The 17,146-nt window shown below is 70.3% G+C and carries 19 protein-coding genes; 5 read left to right on the top strand and 14 right to left on the bottom strand.

The features are described 5' to 3' along the window. Positions 1-218 precede the first annotated feature (218 nt). Positions 219-401 carry a hypothetical protein gene (locus ACWGKS_RS24925; RefSeq protein ID WP_452456064.1) on the top strand — a complete coding sequence of 61 codons (183 nt, stop codon included), beginning with the start codon at positions 219-221 and terminating at the stop codon, positions 399-401. A gap of 104 nt (positions 402-505) precedes the next feature. Here ACWGKS_RS24925 and cas6 read toward each other — a convergent pair whose 3' ends face one another. Continuing rightward, positions 506-1,456 (bottom strand): CRISPR system precrRNA processing endoribonuclease RAMP protein Cas6, encoded by a 951-nt coding sequence (gene cas6 / locus ACWGKS_RS24920; RefSeq protein WP_452524211.1) that lies wholly within the window; start codon positions 1,454-1,456, stop codon positions 506-508. Between the two features lie 137 nt (positions 1,457-1,593). On the opposite strand from cas6, the gene ACWGKS_RS24915 reads away from it, so the two are divergent. Beyond that, on the top strand, positions 1,594-2,535 hold the full coding sequence (locus ACWGKS_RS24915) for a hypothetical protein (RefSeq protein WP_358510599.1): 942 nt from the start codon (positions 1,594-1,596) through the stop codon (positions 2,533-2,535). Here the strand turns inward: ACWGKS_RS24915 and ACWGKS_RS24910 are convergent. Both ACWGKS_RS24910 and ACWGKS_RS24905 read right to left on the bottom strand, forming a co-directional pair. After that, positions 2,507-4,183, bottom strand: coding sequence for a solute symporter family protein (locus ACWGKS_RS24910; RefSeq protein ID WP_358510596.1), 1,677 nt, complete (start codon positions 4,181-4,183; stop codon positions 2,507-2,509). The two genes, ACWGKS_RS24915 and ACWGKS_RS24910, sit on opposite strands and share 29 nt — an antisense overlap. Then, on the bottom strand, positions 4,183-4,623 hold the full coding sequence (locus tag ACWGKS_RS24905; RefSeq protein WP_452456066.1) for a DUF485 domain-containing protein: 441 nt from the start codon (positions 4,621-4,623) through the stop codon (positions 4,183-4,185). The genes ACWGKS_RS24910 and ACWGKS_RS24905 overlap by 1 nt, the downstream gene beginning before the upstream one ends. Before the next feature lie 411 nt (positions 4,624-5,034). Here ACWGKS_RS24905 and ACWGKS_RS24900 point away from each other — a divergent pair, with 411 nt between their 5' ends. Next, positions 5,035-5,301 (top strand): hypothetical protein, encoded by a 267-nt coding sequence (locus ACWGKS_RS24900; protein WP_358510661.1) that lies wholly within the window; start codon positions 5,035-5,037, stop codon positions 5,299-5,301. 70 nt (positions 5,302-5,371) lie between these two features. Here the strand turns inward: ACWGKS_RS24900 and hutI are convergent, their stop codons facing one another. From hutI to ACWGKS_RS24865, 7 genes are all read right to left on the bottom strand, one after another. Beyond that, positions 5,372-6,541, bottom strand: coding sequence for an imidazolonepropionase (hutI, locus tag ACWGKS_RS24895; RefSeq protein ID WP_358510658.1), 1,170 nt, complete (start codon positions 6,539-6,541; stop codon positions 5,372-5,374). Between the two features lie 35 nt (positions 6,542-6,576). Beyond that, complete coding sequence (locus ACWGKS_RS24890; protein ID WP_358510590.1) at positions 6,577-7,935, bottom strand: formimidoylglutamate deiminase; 1,359 nt, start codon at positions 7,933-7,935, stop codon at positions 6,577-6,579. Continuing rightward, positions 7,932-9,170 (bottom strand): allantoate amidohydrolase, encoded by a 1,239-nt coding sequence (locus ACWGKS_RS24885; protein WP_452524208.1) that lies wholly within the window; start codon positions 9,168-9,170, stop codon positions 7,932-7,934. Before ACWGKS_RS24885 ends, ACWGKS_RS24890 begins: the two co-directional genes overlap by 4 nt. Next, entirely contained in the window at positions 9,167-10,840 is a 1,674-nt protein-coding gene (hutU, locus tag ACWGKS_RS24880; RefSeq protein WP_358510584.1) for a urocanate hydratase, read from the bottom strand. The genes ACWGKS_RS24885 and hutU overlap by 4 nt, the downstream gene beginning before the upstream one ends. A 21-nt stretch (positions 10,841-10,861) precedes the next feature. Next, the gene (gene hutH, locus ACWGKS_RS24875) at positions 10,862-12,409 is read right to left on the bottom strand and encodes a histidine ammonia-lyase (RefSeq protein WP_358510582.1); all 1,548 of its coding nucleotides are present in this window, start codon (positions 12,407-12,409) and stop codon (positions 10,862-10,864) included. Positions 12,410-12,493: 84 nt separating this feature from the next. Beyond that, positions 12,494-12,895, bottom strand: a complete 402-nt coding sequence (locus tag ACWGKS_RS24870) for a type II toxin-antitoxin system VapC family toxin (protein ID WP_358510579.1) — start codon at positions 12,893-12,895, stop codon at positions 12,494-12,496. Then, a complete protein-coding gene (locus ACWGKS_RS24865) occupies positions 12,892-13,146 on the bottom strand; it encodes a FitA-like ribbon-helix-helix domain-containing protein (protein WP_358510576.1) in 255 nt (84 codons plus the stop codon). Before ACWGKS_RS24865 ends, ACWGKS_RS24870 begins: the two co-directional genes overlap by 4 nt. A 97-nt stretch (positions 13,147-13,243) precedes the next feature. Between ACWGKS_RS24865 and ACWGKS_RS24860 the strand changes: the two genes are divergently transcribed. Then, complete coding sequence (locus ACWGKS_RS24860) at positions 13,244-14,002, top strand: IclR family transcriptional regulator (RefSeq protein ID WP_358510573.1); 759 nt, start codon at positions 13,244-13,246, stop codon at positions 14,000-14,002. Here the strand turns inward: ACWGKS_RS24860 and ACWGKS_RS24855 are convergent. Then, positions 13,994-14,677, bottom strand: a complete 684-nt coding sequence (locus ACWGKS_RS24855) for a hypothetical protein (RefSeq protein WP_358510570.1) — start codon at positions 14,675-14,677, stop codon at positions 13,994-13,996. The genes ACWGKS_RS24860 and ACWGKS_RS24855 overlap by 9 nt on opposite strands. A gap of 143 nt (positions 14,678-14,820) precedes the next feature. On the opposite strand from ACWGKS_RS24855, the gene ACWGKS_RS24850 reads away from it, so the two are divergent. After that, on the top strand, positions 14,821-15,081 hold the full coding sequence (locus tag ACWGKS_RS24850) for a hypothetical protein (protein WP_067605311.1): 261 nt from the start codon (positions 14,821-14,823) through the stop codon (positions 15,079-15,081). 298 nt (positions 15,082-15,379) lie between these two features. On the opposite strand, the gene ACWGKS_RS24845 is transcribed toward ACWGKS_RS24850, so the two are convergent. From ACWGKS_RS24845 to tpiA, 3 genes are all read right to left on the bottom strand, one after another. Continuing rightward, the gene (locus tag ACWGKS_RS24845) at positions 15,380-15,751 is read right to left on the bottom strand and encodes an RNA polymerase-binding protein RbpA (protein WP_087097472.1); all 372 of its coding nucleotides are present in this window, start codon (positions 15,749-15,751) and stop codon (positions 15,380-15,382) included. Between the two features lie 76 nt (positions 15,752-15,827). Further along, the gene (gene secG / locus ACWGKS_RS24840) at positions 15,828-16,064 is read right to left on the bottom strand and encodes a preprotein translocase subunit SecG (protein WP_067605382.1); all 237 of its coding nucleotides are present in this window, start codon (positions 16,062-16,064) and stop codon (positions 15,828-15,830) included. Positions 16,065-16,352: 288 nt separating this feature from the next. After that, positions 16,353-17,132, bottom strand: a complete 780-nt coding sequence (gene tpiA, locus ACWGKS_RS24835; RefSeq protein ID WP_358510567.1) for a triose-phosphate isomerase — start codon at positions 17,130-17,132, stop codon at positions 16,353-16,355. Positions 17,133-17,146: the final 14 nt, after the last annotated feature.

The raw sequence follows: 17,146 nt of genomic DNA, 5'->3' as shown, positions 1-17,146 counted from the left end.
ATGTCACGACGTCGACGCGTCCTTCGGGGATTCCTCTCGGACGGCGACGCCGACCTCACCACGGATACCAGGAGTCACACCGCGGCGTCACCCCGCCGGCCCCATCCGGTCACCGGTGATCGACGCACTGTCCGAGAGACGTCCTTGGAGGACGCGTCGATGCCCCACCGTCTCCGCCCGGCGCACATGCACCTCCCCACCTTCGAGAAAGGCCGCCGATGCCGAGCCCGCACCCACACGAACCACTCGGACTGTCCGAACGGGAACGTCCCTCCGCGACCAAGCTCTCCGGTCCCCTCCTGACCCCGCAGAACCTGGTTCCGCACTTGCGCGATCTGGCCCGCACCCTGCGGGCACAAGGGGCCGAGCACGCTCCGGCCCCACACACACGGCGGACTTGAGGGGTGCGAAAGGGTCGGCTCCCACCCCGTCCACCGGGTGGGAGCCGACCACTGGGCACCGGCCCCCGCCCTCCGTCCTCGGGCGGGAACCGGCGGTTCGGGGGTCAATCGAACAGGGCGCCGCCGAACTCCTCGGCTTCGACCACCGCGTGGGCTCGGGTGCCTCCCACGTGACGCGGCCGGGCACGACGGACCGGGTGCGTGCCGTGGCCGTCCCGAGGGGCCGGGACCTCCACGGCGGGGCGGCCGCCGGTGACGCCGTCGACCCGGATGGCGCCGAACCCCTGGGCGGTGTACTTGCCGACCCCGGTGAGTTCGATCAGTTCCAACAGGGTGGCCAAGGTGTCGACGGAACGACGTGCGCCGGCCGCGGAGTCCAGGCGCAGCCCGCCCAGCCAACCCAGCACGTTGCGCTTCTCGGCGTGGTGGTGCTCGGTCAGGCGCACCTCCTCCCCGGGCAGCGGGGAGCGGCGCAACTGTGACAGGTCGAGCAGGGCGCGTTCCAGCCAGGGAGCGGCCAGGGCGGATGGGGCGAAGCGGGCCACCGCGCCCACCGCGCCGCTGCCGCCGACGATCCCACCGCCGGAACGGTGGACCGCGCCGAAGAGCCGCCGGGGATTGGGCCAGATGTGCGGGACGCGTTCGCCGGTGGTGTCGCGGGTGGTGGTCACCACGGGCGTCATGGCGCGGATCTCGGCCGCACGGGCCGGGAAGCGACCGTATCCCTCGGTGAGCATCTCGGCGTAGGTGCGGTCGAAGGTGCGGGTGACCGACAGCGGCTCCAGCAGGTGGTCGCCGATGCGTTGGGGGACACCGACCAGTTCGGCCGGGTCCAGGGGCGCGGGATCCTCGTCGTCCAACCAGGTGAGGGTCCAGTGGTGCAGACGGTTCCCCAAGGGCAGGGGCCAACCGTTCATCGCCCAACGCTTGGCCACGGTGTGTTCACGGTCGGACTGGGGCCACCAGTGGTTGAGCAACCCGTGGCAGTCCTCCGGACGGATCGGACGCGCCGCGTCGGCTCGGTCCTTGAGGATCACGGTCCACCGTCTGGGCACCGCCCCCACCCCTTTCCTCATGTGCTCGGCTCACCGGGAACTCCTCTCGGACAGTGCCCGGCCCACTTGTCGACCATCACCTCGGCAGACCACAATGAGCGGGCCCGTACCGATCCACCAGCCGAAGCGGAGGGGACATGCCACGCCTGGGCCACACCCTGGACCTGGACGCGTTGAGGCGCGAGGACGTCGCCGGTTCGATCGCCGGGGCGCATCGGGTGTTGCGCGAGGCCCGGTTCGACGCCGAAGGGCACCTGTTGGTCCCCGACGAAGCCGAACGGGAGCGACTGGAGCGGCGCGCCGAGGAACTCGGGGTGGTCCACAGGAACGAGGACACCGATGCCGCGCCGGACATGGAGCACTCGCTACGGCTGCTCTCCGGCGAGCACCTGGTCCCCGGCGCCCACTACCTGCTCAGTGTCCTGGACGAGAGGGGCGAGCCGGACTTCTCCGAGGAGGTCGAGGGGTGGATGGGCACCGACCTGACCATCACCTCCTGGGACCCGGAGGGCCGGTGCGCGGTCGACTTCGCCATGCGCGAGGACCCCGCGGTCACCGGTTTCGAGGACTCGGTGACGAGCGGCACCGTGGTGCACGACCGGGCCGCCCAAGCCCTGTCCGTCCACGCCCGGATGAGGTTCCCCGCGCCGATGAGCATGGTCGGCGAGAACTCCTCCCTGCTCCGGGTGGAAGTGGACGTCCACGTCGACCTGCCCGGCTGGTACGCGGCGCTTTCGGGCGTCGAGGGGGCGGCGGCCCCCGTCCGGTTCGAGGTCGGCCATCCGTTCGTGCGCGCCGTCGGTGAGGCGCTGCCCTCCCCCGCCCCGGACGGGCGATGGTCGGTGGCCGGTTCCCTGGATGTGCGCGGCCGCGGCCCGGCCCGACCGCTGGTGGCGGTCGCGGCCTGGGCGATGCTGCGGTCGATGCGCCGCTCCGAGGAGATGTCGGTGGAGCGGTGGGTGGCCGAGGTGGAACGGTCCTGGGCGGACACGGCCCGGGGCCTGCCCGCCCTACCGGGGCTGTTGGACGAGGTCGCCGAGGCGATGGCCGTCAGTCACGTTCGGCGCCCCACCCGGTGAGGGAGCGCACCCGCAGTTCGGTGAAGCGGGCGCTGTTGCGTTCGGAGGAGAGCAGGCTGCCGATGACGGCGCAGGCGAACCCGATGGGAACTGCGACCAGCGCCGGGTTCTCCAGGGGGAAGTACTGGATGTCGATCCAGGCCGGCAGCATCGACAGGTTCTCACCGGTGACCGGGTCGGTCTTGCCCGACATCACCGGGGAGAACAGCATCAGCAGCAGGGTGGCCGACAGCCCGCCGTAGATGCCCCACTCCACGCCATTGGTGTTGAAGCGGCGCCAGAACATGGTCAGGACGATGACGGGCAGGTTGGCCGCGGCGGCGATCGCGAAGGCCAACCCCACGAGGAACGCGACGTTCTGTTCCTGGGCCTGAACGGCCAGGGCTATGGACAGCGCACCGATCAGACAGGCCGAGAAGCGGGCCACGCTCACCTCCTGGGACTCGCGCGGTCGCCCCCACATGAGGATGTGGCCGAACAGGTCGTGCGCGATGGAGGACGAGGAGGCCAGGGTGAGGCTGGCGATGACCGCGAGGATGGTGGCCAGGGCGACCGCGGAGATGAGCGCGAGCAGCACGGCCGCGCCCACCGGACCGGCGGTGAGCCGGCCCAGTTCCTCGGCGAGCATCGGCACCGCGGAGTTGCCCGAGGGGTCCAGGGCCATGATGCGTTCCGAACCCACCAGGGCGGCGGCGCCGAACCCCAAGGCCAGGGTCATCAGGTAGAACACGCCGACCATCACGATGGTGCGGTTGACCGAGGCGCGCGCCGAGCGGCCGTCGGGCACCGTGTAGAAGCGGATGAGGATGTGCGGCAGCGCGACGGTGCCCAGGACCAGGGCCAACCCCAGGCTGATCAGGTCGATCTTGTTGAAGAAGGTCCGCGCGGACTCACCGGGCACCTCCACCCCGAAGCCGAGCCCGGGTTCGAGGAAGGCCTGCCCGTGACCGCTGGCGTCGGCCGCGCCGGAGAGCAGGGCGCGCGGGTCGAAGGAGAACACGGCCAGCACCATGACGGTGAGCAGGCCGGTGGCCGTCAGCAACACGACCGCCTTGATGATCTGCAACCAGGTGGCGGCCTTCATTCCGCCGTACATGACGTAGATGATCATCAGCACGCCCACCAGGACGATCGCGCCTGTGCGGGTCTGGCCGGCGCTCATCCCGAGGAAGGTTCCGCCGTCGTGCAAACCGAGCAGGACCGCGACCAGGGCTCCGGCGCCGACCATCTGGGCCACCAGGTAGAACACGCACACCGTGACGGTGGAGATGGTGCAGGCCAAGCGAACGCGCATCCTGCGCATGCGGAAGGCGGGCAGGTCGGCCATGGTGAAGCGCCCGGTGTTGCGCATCAGCTGGGCCATGGGCAGGACCAGCAGCCAGGCGACCAGGAAGCCGATGGAGTACAGGAAGCCGTCGTAGCCCTGCAACGAGATCATCCCGGCGATGCCCAGGAAGGACGCCGCCGACAGGTAGTCGCCGGTGAGGGCGAGTCCGTTCTGGGTGCTGGAGAAGCCGCGACCGCCGGCGTAGAAGTCGACGGCGCCCTTGGTGGTGCTGCGGGCCCGAATGGTGATGGCCAGGGTGGTGAGGACGAACACGGCGCACAGGCCGATGGTCCAGGCGTGGGCGAGGTCGAGTGGGCCCATCAGTCCATCACCCGTCCGTCGATCCGGTCCTCATCCCGTGCGCGGTCGCGGATCTCCTCGGCCAGCGGGTCGATCGCGCGGGCGGAGATTCGGCTGAACACCCAGGCCAGGACGAAGGTGAGCAAGAACTGTCCGATTCCCAGGAGAAGGGCGACATTGATCGAATCGAAGATCTGCACCCGCATGAAATCGCGCGCGTAGGCCGAAAGGAACAGATAGGCCATGTAACCACCGAGGAAGGTGGTCACCAGGAGTGTGAATTGCAGGGCGAATCGTCGCCGTAGTTTCACGAAACGCGGATCGACGGAGACGCGTTCACAGGTGTGCGCCGCGTCGGCCTCGGCTCGGGCACGGGCCCTCGCGGACCTGCCCCCGGGCCGGTCACCCCCGCCATCGGACTCCGCACGCCCTCTGGACGTGCCTTCCATGTACTCGACCACGACTCGTCCCCCAACGATCTCTGCGCGGTTTTTCGGGCGCCGTTCCCCCACGGCGTGTCCCCTTCTGGAACGGTTCGGCCGCCGCTGCGTAGATCCGCGCGATTCGCCGTACACCGTTCCGATCGGGCATCACCCTAACGAGCGGTGGACCGCCGTGTTCCCCAAATGCACAAATCGGTTGACACGAATGGCGCGAGGCTGATCACGGCCCGGAGGGCACCACGGGGAGAAGCAGGTCACACAGGACGCGCGGACCTCCGCTCGGCGCGGAGACCCCTCCGTCTTCGCTAGGCTTCGGGGCGACCCCGAACCCATGACGGCGAACCGGATCAATCCCGGTCTCGTCGTTCGTACATGTGTATGATTAAGGGGTCCACACTGTTCATGCGAAACCGAAGGGAAATCCCCGCCGTGGTCACCGAGGTCTTCACGCGCAAGTACTGCGATCCCCACGCCGTTCGCGAGGAGAAGGTCGAGGCGACTGAGGTCATCCAGTTCGCCTGGGAAGGCGCCGTCCGCGAGGTCGACGCCTGCGAGGAGTGCTTCAAGGAGCACGAGACCCGCTTCGAGCCGCTGGTCGACTACTCCCGTCCGGTGAAGAAGCGTCGCGCCAAGAAGGCCGCCCCGACTTCGGACGACAAGCCCGAGGCCGAGGGCGCCGACACCGACGACGAGTAGCACGCCACACCCCGCAGCGTAACGGGGGCCGACCGACACCGCTTCGGTGTCCGCCGGCCCCCGTCCGCGTTCAGGGACGTCCCGCGATGAGCGCGCCGTCCTTCCACACCGCCGCCACCTGGGGCACACCCGGACGGTAGGCCAGGTACAGGTGGTTGGGCGCCTCCAACAGGGTGAGGTCGGCGCGGGCGCCGGGGGACAGATGCCCGACGTCCGTGCGGCGCAGGGCCATCGCCCCGCCCTTGGTCGCCGCCCACACCGCCTCGTCCGGGGTCATCCCCATGTCCCGGACCGCCACCGCGACGCAGAACGCCAGACTCGACGTGAAGCACGAACCCGGGTTGCAGTCGCTGGCCAGCGCCACCAGGGCTCCGGCGTCGAGCAGCTCCCGGGCGTTCGGATAGGGCTGGCGGGTGGAGAAGTCCACCCCGGGCAACAGGGTCGCCACGGTGGCTTCGGGGCGACGGGCGGCCTCGGCCAGCGCGTCCACGTCCTCGGCGCTCAGATAGGTGCAGTGGTCGACCGAGGCGGCGCCCAGTTCCACCGCCAGGCGCACCCCCGGCCCCTCCCCCAGCTGGTTGCCGTGCACCCGGGGCAGCAGCCCCCGTTCCATCCCGGCCGAGAGCACCCGGCGGGAGGCCGCCTCGTCGAAGGCCCCCCGTTCACAGAACACGTCCACCCAACGGGCGTGTGGGGCGCAGGCGTCCAGCATGGGGCCGGTGACCAGGTCGACGTAGCCCTCCGGATCGTCGGCGTACTCGGGGGCGACCACGTGCGCGCCCAGGAAGGTGACCTCGTCGGTGACGCGACCGGCCACCTCCAGGCAGCGACGTTCGTCCTCGACGGTCAGCCCGTACCCGGACTTGACCTCCAGGGTGGTGGTGCCCTGGGTAGCGGCCTCACGGACCAGACGACGGGCGCCGGCCAGGAGTTCGGAGTCGGAGGCGGCCCGGGTGGCGGCGACCGTGGTGCGGATGCCGCCCGCCGAGTACGGGGTGCCGCTCATCCGGGCGGCGAACTCACGGCTGCGGTCCCCGGCGAAGACGACATGGGAGTGGCTGTCCACGAACCCGGGGATGACACAGCGACCATCGGCGTCGATTCGCACGTCGGCGGCCGGGGCCGAGGCGCTCGGGCCGGCCCAGACGACGCGTTCGCCCTCGATGACCAGGGCGGCGTCGCGGATCTCGCCGAGCGGCCCCTTGCCCAGGGCGGGATCGTTGGTGACCAGGGTGGCCATGCCGTCGACCAGGACGGTGCCGGGGACGTCGGTGCTCACAGAAGCTCCTTGATCGCGGAGTCGAGTTCGCGGGCGGTGTCGCCCAGTCGGGTGTGGACGCCGTCGCGAACGGTCCAGGCGCCGTCCACCATCACGTGGCGCACGTCGGCCGCGGTGGCCGCGAAGACCACGGCGTCGGCGGCCCGGTCCGGGTCGGTCCCGGCCAGGCGCACCCCGTCCAGGGCGACGTTGACCAGGTCGGCCCGGGCCCCGGGGGCCAGTGTGCCCGCGTCGTCCCAACCCAGACCGGTGTGCCCGTCGATGGTGGCGGCGCGCAACAACGCCCCGGCGTCCAGGGTTCCGCGCCGATGGGTGCGCAGACGTTCGTGCAGTTCCACGGACCGCGCCTCCTCGAACAGGTCCGTTCGGGCGTGCTGGTCGCTGCCCAGGCTCAGCGGGACCGGGTCCGGTCCGGCGACGAGGTCGCCGGTGCGCGGCAACCCGTCGGCGAGGTCGCGCTCGGTGGTGGGGCACAGGCACACCGCCGAACCGTGCGCCCGGACGGTGGCGACGTCCTCGTCGGTCAGGTGGGTGGCGTGCACCAGGGTCGTGCGCTCGGTGAGCGCACCGGCCTCCGCCAGCAGCCGAGTGGGCGTGAGCCCGTACGCGGCCAGGCACGCGGTGTTCTCGGCGGGCTGTTCGGAGACATGGACGTGCAGGGGCCGTCCCCCGCCTGTGGCGAAGCGCGCCACCTCGGCCAGGTCCGACGACGCGACGGCCCGCACCGAATGGGCGGCCACCCCCACCCGCGCGTGGTCCCCTTCGGGGGCGAGGTCGGCCACGCGTTCGCCCCAGGCCCGCACGGTGCCGTCACCGAAGCGCAGTTGGGGGCCCACGAGCGGTAGGTGCCGACCGTCCTCCCCCAACCCCCCGGCCAGGTAGCACACGTCGAGCAGGGTAATCCGCACCCCGGCCTCGGCGGCGGCCGCGACCAGGGCGTGCCCCATGGCGTTGGGGTCGGCGTAGCGACGGCCTCCGGGCCCGTGGTGCAGGTAGTGGAACTCGCCCACGCACACCACCCCGGCCAGGGCCATCTCGGCGAAGGTCGCCCGGGCCAGTCGGTGGTAGGAATCGGGGTCCAGACGTTCGGCCGCCCGGTACATCACCTCACGCCAGGTCCAGAAGGATCCACCGTCGGAGTGGGTGCGTCCGCGCAGCGCGCGGTGGAAGGCGTGCGAATGGGCGTTGGCCAGACCCGGCAGGGTGAGCCCGCTCAGGTGTTCGGCGTCGACGGGACGTTCGACACCGGAGGTCACCGAGGTCAACCGACCGGCGTCGACCGTCAGGAGCACCCCGGGCTCGGGGTCACGGCCGCCGAGCCACGCCCGCTCGCACCACAGGCGTCGTGGGCTCACGCGGGCCTCCCCGGTTCGGCCAGCAGGTCGGCGAGGACGTCGGCCAAGGCCGTGACCCCGGCGTGGCAGTCCTTCGGGTCGGCCCACTCCATGGGCGAGTGGGACACCCCGGTGGGGTTGCGCACGTACATCATGGCGGTCGGCACGTGCGCGGACAGCACACCGGCGTCGTGCCCGGCACCGGTGGGCAGGATCGGCACCGGCCCCGCCGACTCGGGGACCCGGTCGGACACCGTGGCGGCCAGGCGATCGCGCAGGGCGTGGGAGAACTCCACCAGGGGCGTGGCGGACTCCGCGGCCACGGCCAAGACGACCCCGTGGTCGTGTGCCGCGCGGAGGGCGGCCTCGCGCACCTCCTCCACCACCGCGGACAGAGTGGGCTGGTCGGCCGCCCGCGCGTCCAACCAGGCACTGACCAACGAGGGGATGGCGTTGGTGCCGTTGGGGGTGACGTGGGTCTTGGCGACGGTGGCGCGCGCGTCATGGCTTCGGGCCGACGCCCGCGCGGCCAGGATCGTGTGGGCCAGGGGCAACATGGGATCGGACCGGTCGTCCAGGCGGGTGGTGCCCGCGTGGTCGGCGCGGCCGGTGAAGTCCATGCGCCACCGCCCATGCGGCCAGATCGAACCGGCCACCCCCACCGGATGGGCGGTGTCGGCCAGGGCACGCCCCTGTTCCACGTGGAGTTCCACGAAGACGTCGAACCCGCCGATGAGGTCGGGGTCCGGCCCGATCCCGTCCGGGTCCAGCCCGGCCGCGGCCATGGCGGCGGCCCAGGTGGTACCGGAGGCGTCGGTCAAGGCACGGACCCGGCCCGGGTCGATCTCCCCGGTGGCCAGGCGGCTGCCCAGACAGGGCACCCCGAACCGGCCGCCCTCCTCCTCCACGAACACACCGATCGCCAGCGGCCGGCTCGGTGTGAAACCACGTGAACGCAACTCGTCGACGGCGGCCAGGGCGGTGACCACCCCGAGTGGACCATCGAAGGCGCCGCCGTCGGGCACCGAGTCCAGATGGGAACCGGTGGCCACGGCGCCCGGGCCGGGCGCGCCCCACCAGGCCCACAGGTTGCCGTTGCGGTCGGTGCGCACGTCGAGGCCACGGGCGACGGCCGCCTCGGTGAACCAGGCGCGGGCGTCGGTGTCGGCGCCCGCCCAGGTGTACCGGTGGTAGCCACCGCCGTCGGCGGAACGTCCGACGGGGGCCAGTTCGGCCCAGAGTCGGTCGAATCTCACTCGCCCTCCTTCATCGGCACGCGGATGCCGTGGGTGTCGGCGACCCGCTCGGCCTCCTCATAACCGGCGTCGACATGGCGGACCACACCCATGGCGGGATCGTTGGTGAGCACGCGCTGGAGCTTGGCCGCGGCCAGATCGGTGCCGTCGGCGACACTGACCTGACCTGCGTGGATGGAGCGCCCCATACCCACGCCCCCACCGTGGTGGATGGACACCCAGGAGGCGCCGGAGGCGGTGTTGACCATGGCGTTGAGCAGCGGCCAGTCGGCGATGGCGTCCGAACCGTCCTTCATGCCCTCGGTCTCCCGGTAGGGCGAGGCCACCGAACCGGTGTCCAGGTGGTCGCGGCCGATGGCCAATGGCGCGGAGATCTCACCGGAGGCGACGAGTTCGTTGAAGCGCCGACCGGCGGCGGCCCGCTCACCCTGACCCAACCAGCAGATGCGCGCGGGCAACCCCTGGAAGGCGACCCTCTCCCCGGCCATCCGGATCCATCGGGCCAAGTGCTCGTTGTCGGGGAACAGGTCCAGGATCGCCTGGTCGGTGCGGGCGATGTCCGCGGGGTCACCCGACAGGGCGGCCCAGCGGAAGGGGCCCTTGCCCTCGCAGAACAGCGGTCGGATGTAGGCGGGCACGAAGCCGGGGAAGTCGAAGGCGCGGGAGAACCCGCCCTGGCGGGCCTCGTCGCGGATGGAGTTGCCGTAGTCGAACACCTCGGCGCCGGCGTCCATGAAACCGACCATCGCCGCCACGTGCGCGGCCATGGACTCACGGGCACGCGCGGTGAACTCCTCGGGCTTGTCCGCGGCCAGACGTTTCCAATCCTCGAAGGGCACGCCCGCCGGCAGGTAGGCGAGCGGGTCGTGCGCGGAGGTCTGGTCGGTGACGATGTCGATCGGGGCGCCGCGGAAGAGCAGTTCGGGGAAGACCTCGGCGGCGTTGCCCAGGACGCCGATGGACAACGGACGACGCTCCGCCCGTGCACGCTCGGCCAGGTCGAGGGCCTCGTCGAGGTTCTCGGCGCGCACGTCCAGGTAGCGGTGTCGGATCCGTCGGTCGATGCGGCTGCCGTCGCACTCGACCACGATCGCCACGCCGCCGTTCATGGTGACGGCCAACGGCTGGGCGCCGCCCATTCCACCGAGTCCGGCGGTGAGGGTGACGGTGCCCGCCAGTGTGCCGCCACCGTGCTCACTCGAACCCAACTTGGCGGCCACCGCGGCGAAGGTCTCGTAGGTGCCCTGCAGGATGCCCTGGGTACCGATGTAGATCCACGAACCGGCGGTCATCTGCCCGTACATGGTCAGCCCTTCGGCCTCCAGACGGCGGAATTCGGGCCAGTTCGCCCAGTCGCCCACCAGGTTGCTGTTGGCCAACAGCACGCGCGGCGCCCACTCGTGGGTGCGCATGATGCCGACCGGTCGCCCGGACTGCACCAGCAGGGTCTCGTCGCCCTCCAGGTCGCGCAGGGATGCGGTGATGCGGTCGAAGCTGCGCCAGTCGCGCGCGGCCCGACCGGTGCCGCCGTAGACCACGAGGTCCTCGGGGTGTTCGGCGACCTCGGGGTCGAGGTTGTTGTGGAACATGCGCAGGGCGGCCTCCTGCTGCCAGCCCTTGGCCGACAGGGTGGTTCCGCGGGCCGCGCGTACGGTGCGTGGCGTGCTCATGACGGGTCTCCTCAGACGGTTTCAGGCGAGCGGGGTGACGGACTCGGCGGCCTCGACGACGGAGCCGTCGGCGACCAGCTCCGCCACCGCGGCGATCTCGGGCGCCAGGTAGCGGTCGGGTCCGGGACCGGCGACCTTCTCGCGCACCAGGTTCCGCACGGCGCCGGTGGCCGGTCCCGGTTCCAGGGGCGAGCGCAGGTCCAGGGCGCGTGCGGCGGTGAGCAGCTCCACGGCCAGCACGTTGGTGAGCCCGTCCACGGCGCGGCGCAGCTTGCGGGCGGCCGCCCACCCCATGGACACGTGGTCCTCCTGCATGGCGGAACTGGGGATGGAGTCGACGCTGGCGGGCACGGCCAGGCGCTTGAGTTCGGAGACGATGGCGGCCTGGGTGTACTGGGCGATCATGTGGCCCGAGTCGACGCCGGGGTCGTCGGCCAGGAACGCGGGCAGACCGTGGGAGCGGGAGACGTCGAGCATGCGGTCGGTGCGGCGTTCGGCGATGGAGGCCACGTCGGCCACCGCCACCGCCAGGAAGTCCAGCACGTAGGCGACGGGCGCGCCGTGGAAGTTGCCGTTGGACTCCACCCGACCGTCGTCGAGCACCACCGGGTTGTCGATGACGCTGTCCAGTTCACGACCGGCCACCAGCAGGGCGTGGGAGAGGGTGTCGCGGGCGGCGCCTGCCACCTGGGGCGCGCAGCGCAGCGAGTAGGCGTCCTGGACCCGGTTGCAGTCGGGACCTCGATGGGAGGCCACCACCGGGGAGTCGGCGAGCAGGGCGCGCAGGTTGCCGGCCGAGGCGGCCTGCCCGGGGTGGGGGCGCAGCGCCTGGAGTTCGGCGGCGAAGACCCGGTCCGTGCCCAGCAGGGCCTCCACGCTCATGGCCGCGGTGACGTCGGCGACCTTGAGCAACCGTTCCAGGTCCACGCAGGCCATGACGAGCATGCCCAGCATGCCGTCCGTACCGTTGATCAGGGCCAGCCCCTCCTTGGCGCCCAGTTCCACGGGGGCGATCCCGGCCTCCCCCAAGGCGTCGGCGGCCTCCTTGAGCCCACCGGAGGCGTCACGGACCTTCCCCTCCCCCATCAGCGCGAGCGCCACGTGGGACAGCGGCGCCAGGTCACCCGAACAGCCCAGGCTGCCGTACTCGTGCACCACGGGGGTGATCCCGGCGTTGAGCAGACCGGCGAGGGTGTCGACCGTGACGGGCTGGACACCGGTGTTGCCCGAGGCCAGGGTGCGCAGCCGCAGCAACATCAGGGCGCGCACGACCTCGCTCTCCACCTCCGGGCCGGCACCCGCGGCGTGCGAACGGATCAGCGAACGTTGCAGGCGGGCCCGCAGTTCGGGGGCGATGTGACGGGTGGCGAGGGCGCCGAACCCGGTGCTGACCCCGTAGGCGGGAACCTCGCCGCGGGCCAGGGACTCGACCCGCTCTCGGCCGTGCCGGACGGCCTTGCGGGTCTCCTCACCGAGGAAGACGTGGGCGCCGTCGCGAGCGACGGCCAGGACCTGGGCCGGGGTGAGCGGGGCGCCACCGACGGCGACGGAAGAGACTGCTGTGGACATGCCCCCATTCGACCCCGCCCGCCGCCCCGCCGGAAGCGCTGACACGTGAGTTCCGTCCGAAATCCCGGACACCCGGGACTGACGTCAGCGGATCACACGCACCTCGCATTCGATCCCCGGCGCGGCCGCCAAGCGAGCGTCTCCGGTGACCAGCGCGCAATCCAGCGCTTCGGCCACCGCCACATAAGCCGCGTCGTAGGCGGTGAGGTTATGCCGCAGTTCCCAGACACGATCCGCGACCGACCCGACCACCTCGACCTGCACGATGGTCTGCAACCCGTAAAGCTTGCGAGCGGCCTCGGCATCGGCCGAAGAGATCTTCCTGCCCAGGACCAATCCGCGCAGTGAGCCGAGGAGCTCCACCGACTGATGGCTCGGTGCGTACCACTCGACGTCCGATCCGACCACCCTTCGAGCGATGGTGGACGTGCGCCCGGGCGACCCCAGGTACAGGTCGATCAGCACCGAGGTGTCGACGACGATCACGCGACTCCACTTTCGGTTTCGGGATCGCCGTCTCCACGGGCTCGGCGCACCGCGGCCACGATCTCGTCCATGCCGAGGCCGGCCCCTGGCAGGGGTGTTTGTTCCACGATCTCCCGGTTCCGCGCGAAACGCGCTTCCTTTTCCAGGACACCGAGCAGGTAGGCCTGGAGTGATTTGCCCGCCCGCTTGGCCTCCACGGTCAGGATGTCTCTGACCTCGTCCGGAACGTCCTTGATCTGAATGGCAGCCATGGCGCCAGAGTAACAAACAGGAGGGCTCGCGCGGGCGCCCATCACACACTGTTCGGCGCCATAATGGCGCCACATGTTCCTGTGGGACGATCGGAGCATGAGTCATGTTCCGGCGGCCACGCGGGCGTTACGTCTCCTGCGGTTCCTGGCCTCGCGCCCGGGCCCGGTGTCGGCCACCGCGATCGCGAACGGACTCGGGCTGCCCAGGTCCAGCGTCTACCAGCTGTTGGAGGCCATGGCCGAGGAGGGGTTCGTGACCCACCTGCCCGAGGAACGCCGGTGGGGGTTGGGGGTCGCGGCGTTCGAGATCGGCTCCGCCTACCTGCGCCACGACGGCATCGAACGGCTGGCCCGCCCCCTGCTGCACCAACTCACCGAGTCCACCGGAGCCACCGCCCACCTGGGGGTCCTGCACGGGGCCGACACCCTCTACCTCCTCAAGGAACAGCCACCGCACGCGCCCACGCTGATCACCGGAGTGGGTGTGCGACTTCCCGCCCACCTGACGGCGTCGGGTCGGGCGATGCTGGCCCGGCTGCCACGGGCCCAGGTGCGTGCCCTGTACCCGAACGCGGCGGCCTTCACCGACCGCACCGGCCGCGGACCGAGCTCCCCCGGCGACCTGCGCACACTACTGGCCGAGGAGGGCGGGCAGGGCTGGTCGTTGGAGGACGGCCAGGTCACGGAGGGATTCGTGTCGGTGGCGGCGGCCGCGGCCGACCACAACGGACGCCCCGCGGCGGCGATCAGCCTCACCGTGCCCAGCGCCCGACCGGTGACACCGGGCGCGCTCGCGGCGCGGGTGCGCGACGCCGCCGACGAGCTCACCCGTCGACTCAACGGTCGTTCAGCGTAGTGGCGCGCTGCGTTCGACGATGGCGGGCAGTGGTGCGGTCCGTTCGAACATGCGCAGGATCTGTTCCTTGTGTTCGCGGGGCACCTGCACGTAGAACTGCGTGGCCGCGTCGGGGTCGGCCTCCAGATCGAGACTCTCGGCGCTCTCGGCCCAGCTCGGCAGTTCGGATTCGGTGCGGTGGGTGTCCAGCGCGAACTCGATGAAGTACAGGATCCGGCGCCCACCGGTGTGCACCTCACGGATGCGGTGGATCTCCGGCCAGGCGATGAAGGCGCCCTCCCCGGGGAACCACCACTTGCGTTCCTGCAGGACCGTGACGCCGTCGCTGTCGGCACTGATGCCCTGGCGGGTGATGCGCTGGGGCAGCCCTCGCACGAGGAACACGTTGCCGCCCGGGCCGATGAAGAACATCATGAGCGCCGCGAAGGCCCACAGGGAGACCGAACCGACCGTGCTCTCCTCCTTGGCCACGTGCCAGATCATCGAACCCACCACCACGAGGAAGCCCAGGGTGAGCGCGGCGGAGAAGTAGGCGGCGGTCATCCACATACGGGCGTTGGGCCCGCGCAGACTGACGTAGCGGCGTAGGTGGGACACGCTCCCGGGGGCCCCGGTCAGGTCGGAGGGAAGGCCCGGTGCGTCGGAGGGGAGTTCCGAGTGTTCGGGGGAAGCCATGTCCCCATTCTTTCAAGTTCGGGGGGCGCTTTGTGCGCCGACTCACCCTACTGTGCCAGGTTTTGTGGCACGGTGTCCGTCTTGGAGTATGGATTGCGTGAAATGCCTGATGTCGGGTGGCGGCGACCGCTACAGTCCTGCCCATGAGACGCGGTACACGTGAGTACGAGACGGTCCTCGAAGTCGACGGTGAGGTCCTGGTTCAGGACGGAGTGGTCTACCGAGGGTGGACGATGCTCGCCGAGGAGGGCCCCGACCGCTTCGCGCCGCTGGAACGGTGGGCCAAGGGTGTGGCCGAGAGTCTGGGTGTGCCGGTGACCTGGAGGGCCAGGGCCAAGAACGAGCCGGATGAGGGTGGGACGGCCCGACCGGGTGAAACGCCTCAGAGCCGCCTGGCGCTCTGAGCCCCGCACTTGGCGCACTGGAACTTACGGTCGTCGCCGAGGATCCAGTCGTGGTCTCCTCCGGTGGGGCACGTGGACATCGACACCATCTCCTCAAGGCAAGGGGGCTTCGGGGGTGCGTCGGTCATCGTATTTCCCACCAGCCACACCGGTCTCGTGAATGAGAAAGTCGTAGCGCTTCTCATGTACCCCCACCGCCCGGAGACCGTGCCTCCTGAAAACCGTGTCCCCCTGAGAAACATGTCGGGGCCCGCGCGGTCGGCGCGGGCCCCGACGATGATCCGGAGAATCCGGTAGATCAGTTCTGGGAGGCTTTCATGTGAGCCTCCACCGCGGCGCGGTCGGCGCGCAGCTTGGCGAGCGCCTCATCCAGGATGAGTTTGCCCTCCTCCTCGCTACGCCGCTCCTTCACGTACGCCAGGTGCGTCTTGTACGGCTCGGTACGAGGCGGCGCCGGCGGGTTGGCCTTGTCCTTGCCCGAGGGGAAACCGCAACGCGGGCAATCCCACTCATCGGGGACCGCGGCCTCGCTGGCGAAACTGGGAACGACCTCGTGCAAGTTCGCACAGTAGAACGGAACCCTCACTCGCGGAGCGGCCTCGCCCCGCTCCGCCTCGCCCATCGGGCCGGCTCCGACTCGGCTGCCACGGATGGCACTGCCACTACCCACGAAAAACTCCTTCGGCGAACTCGCTCACCGGTTGACTCGGGCGAGCTTGACTGTGGACGAGGGAACGCGACCGGCGCTACATCCCCCGGTTGATCAGCAGGCCGAGAACGACGATCGTCACGATCCACACGACCCCCACGCCGACGGTCATCCGGTCGAGGTTGCGCTCGACCACCGAAGACCCACCGAGCGAGGACGTGACGCCACCGCCGAACATGTCGGAAAGGCCACCGCCCTTGCCCTTGTGCATCAGCACGAGGAGGACCAGCAGCACACTGAGAAGCATCACGAAGATGGACAGACCGAGGATCACACGCTCACCCGTAGCTCGACCCCGCAGCGGGGGGATGGACACCTCGGCCCCCCTTTCCCCACCCATCACCTGCGACGACATGAGGGTGCCGTCCGGGAGCGGGCCGTGGAAGGAGGAGAGCCGGGGACGTTTTCAGATTTTACCGCGCCCTGCGGACACGGAAGGGTCAACCGCGAGGCACGGTGAACCCCTGAGCGAAGTCTAGCCCGAACCGTGCACCTGTCGGGCACCCCATCCGTCACGCTTGGACATCGGAGCGTGACGGATGGGGCGAAACAAGACGTTCGGTCAGCCGTTCTCTCCGAAACGGATCACCTTGGCGAACTCGTCCGCCTTCAAACTGGCGCCACCGACCAGGCCGCCGTCGACGTCGTCCTTGGCCATGATGCCGGCCATGTTGTCGCCCTTGACCGAACCGCCGTAGAGGATGCGCGCGGCCTCGGAGACCTCACCGGAGTACAGCTCGGACAGACGCACGCGAATGGCCGCGCACACCTCCTGGGCGTCCTCGGGGGTGGCGACCTCACCGGTACCGATGGCCCACACCGGCTCGTAGGCCACGACGATCCGTTCGGCCTGCTCGGCGGGGACCTCCTTCAGGGCACCGTCCAACTGGGCCAGGACGTGCTCGACCTGCTGTCCCGCCTTGCGGACCTCCAGGCCCTCGCCCACGCACAGGATCGGCACGATGCCGTTCTTGAACGCGGCCTTGACCTTGGCGTTGACCAGGGCGTCGTCCTCGGCGTGGTACTCACGACGCTCGGAGTGGCCCACCAGCACGTAGGAGCATTCCAACTTGGCGAGCATCGAACCGGAGATCTCACCGGTGTAGGCGCCCTTGTCGTGGGCGGAGATGTCCTGAGCACCGAACTTGATGCTCAGCCTGTCCCCGTCCACCAGCGTCTGCACGCTGCGCAGGTCGGTGAAGGGCGGTACCACGACGACCTCGGCCTTGTCGTAGTCCTTGTCGTTCAGGGCGAAGGACAGCTTCTGGACGAGCGCGATCGCCTCCAGGTGGTTGTTGTTCATCTTCCAGTTGCCCGCGATGAGCGGCAGGCGCTTGGACATCGTCGTCACTTCCT

It is taken from the genome of Nocardiopsis sp. NPDC055879 (genome assembly GCF_053615935.1).
This window is presented reverse-complemented; position numbering and strand designations above follow the sequence as displayed.

Bases quoted from the DNA above. Each gene is read 5' to 3' on its own strand.
- ACWGKS_RS24925 (WP_452456064.1), top strand. From the start codon at position 219: ATGCCGAGCCCGCACCCACACGAACCACTCGGACTGTCCGAACGGGAA.
- ACWGKS_RS24915 (WP_358510599.1), top strand. From the start codon at position 1,594: ATGCCACGCCTGGGCCACACCCTGGACCTGGACGCGTTGAGGCGCGAG.
- ACWGKS_RS24910 (WP_358510596.1), bottom strand. From the start codon at position 4,183: ATGGGCCCACTCGACCTCGCCCACGCCTGGACCATCGGCCTGTGCGCC.
- hutI (WP_358510658.1), bottom strand. From the start codon at position 6,541: ATGGCCACCCTGGTCACCAACGATCCCGCCCTGGGCAAGGGGCCGCTC.
- hutU (WP_358510584.1), bottom strand. From the start codon at position 10,840: ATGAGCACGCCACGCACCGTACGCGCGGCCCGCGGAACCACCCTGTCG.
- hutH (WP_358510582.1), bottom strand. From the start codon at position 12,409: ATGTCCACAGCAGTCTCTTCCGTCGCCGTCGGTGGCGCCCCGCTCACC.
- ACWGKS_RS24865 (WP_358510576.1), bottom strand. From the start codon at position 13,146: ATGGCTGCCATTCAGATCAAGGACGTTCCGGACGAGGTCAGAGACATC.
- ACWGKS_RS24860 (WP_358510573.1), top strand. From the start codon at position 13,244: ATGAGTCATGTTCCGGCGGCCACGCGGGCGTTACGTCTCCTGCGGTTC.
- ACWGKS_RS24855 (WP_358510570.1), bottom strand. From the start codon at position 14,677: ATGGCTTCCCCCGAACACTCGGAACTCCCCTCCGACGCACCGGGCCTT.
- ACWGKS_RS24850 (WP_067605311.1), top strand. From the start codon at position 14,821: ATGAGACGCGGTACACGTGAGTACGAGACGGTCCTCGAAGTCGACGGT.
- tpiA (WP_358510567.1), bottom strand. From the start codon at position 17,132: ATGTCCAAGCGCCTGCCGCTCATCGCGGGCAACTGGAAGATGAACAAC.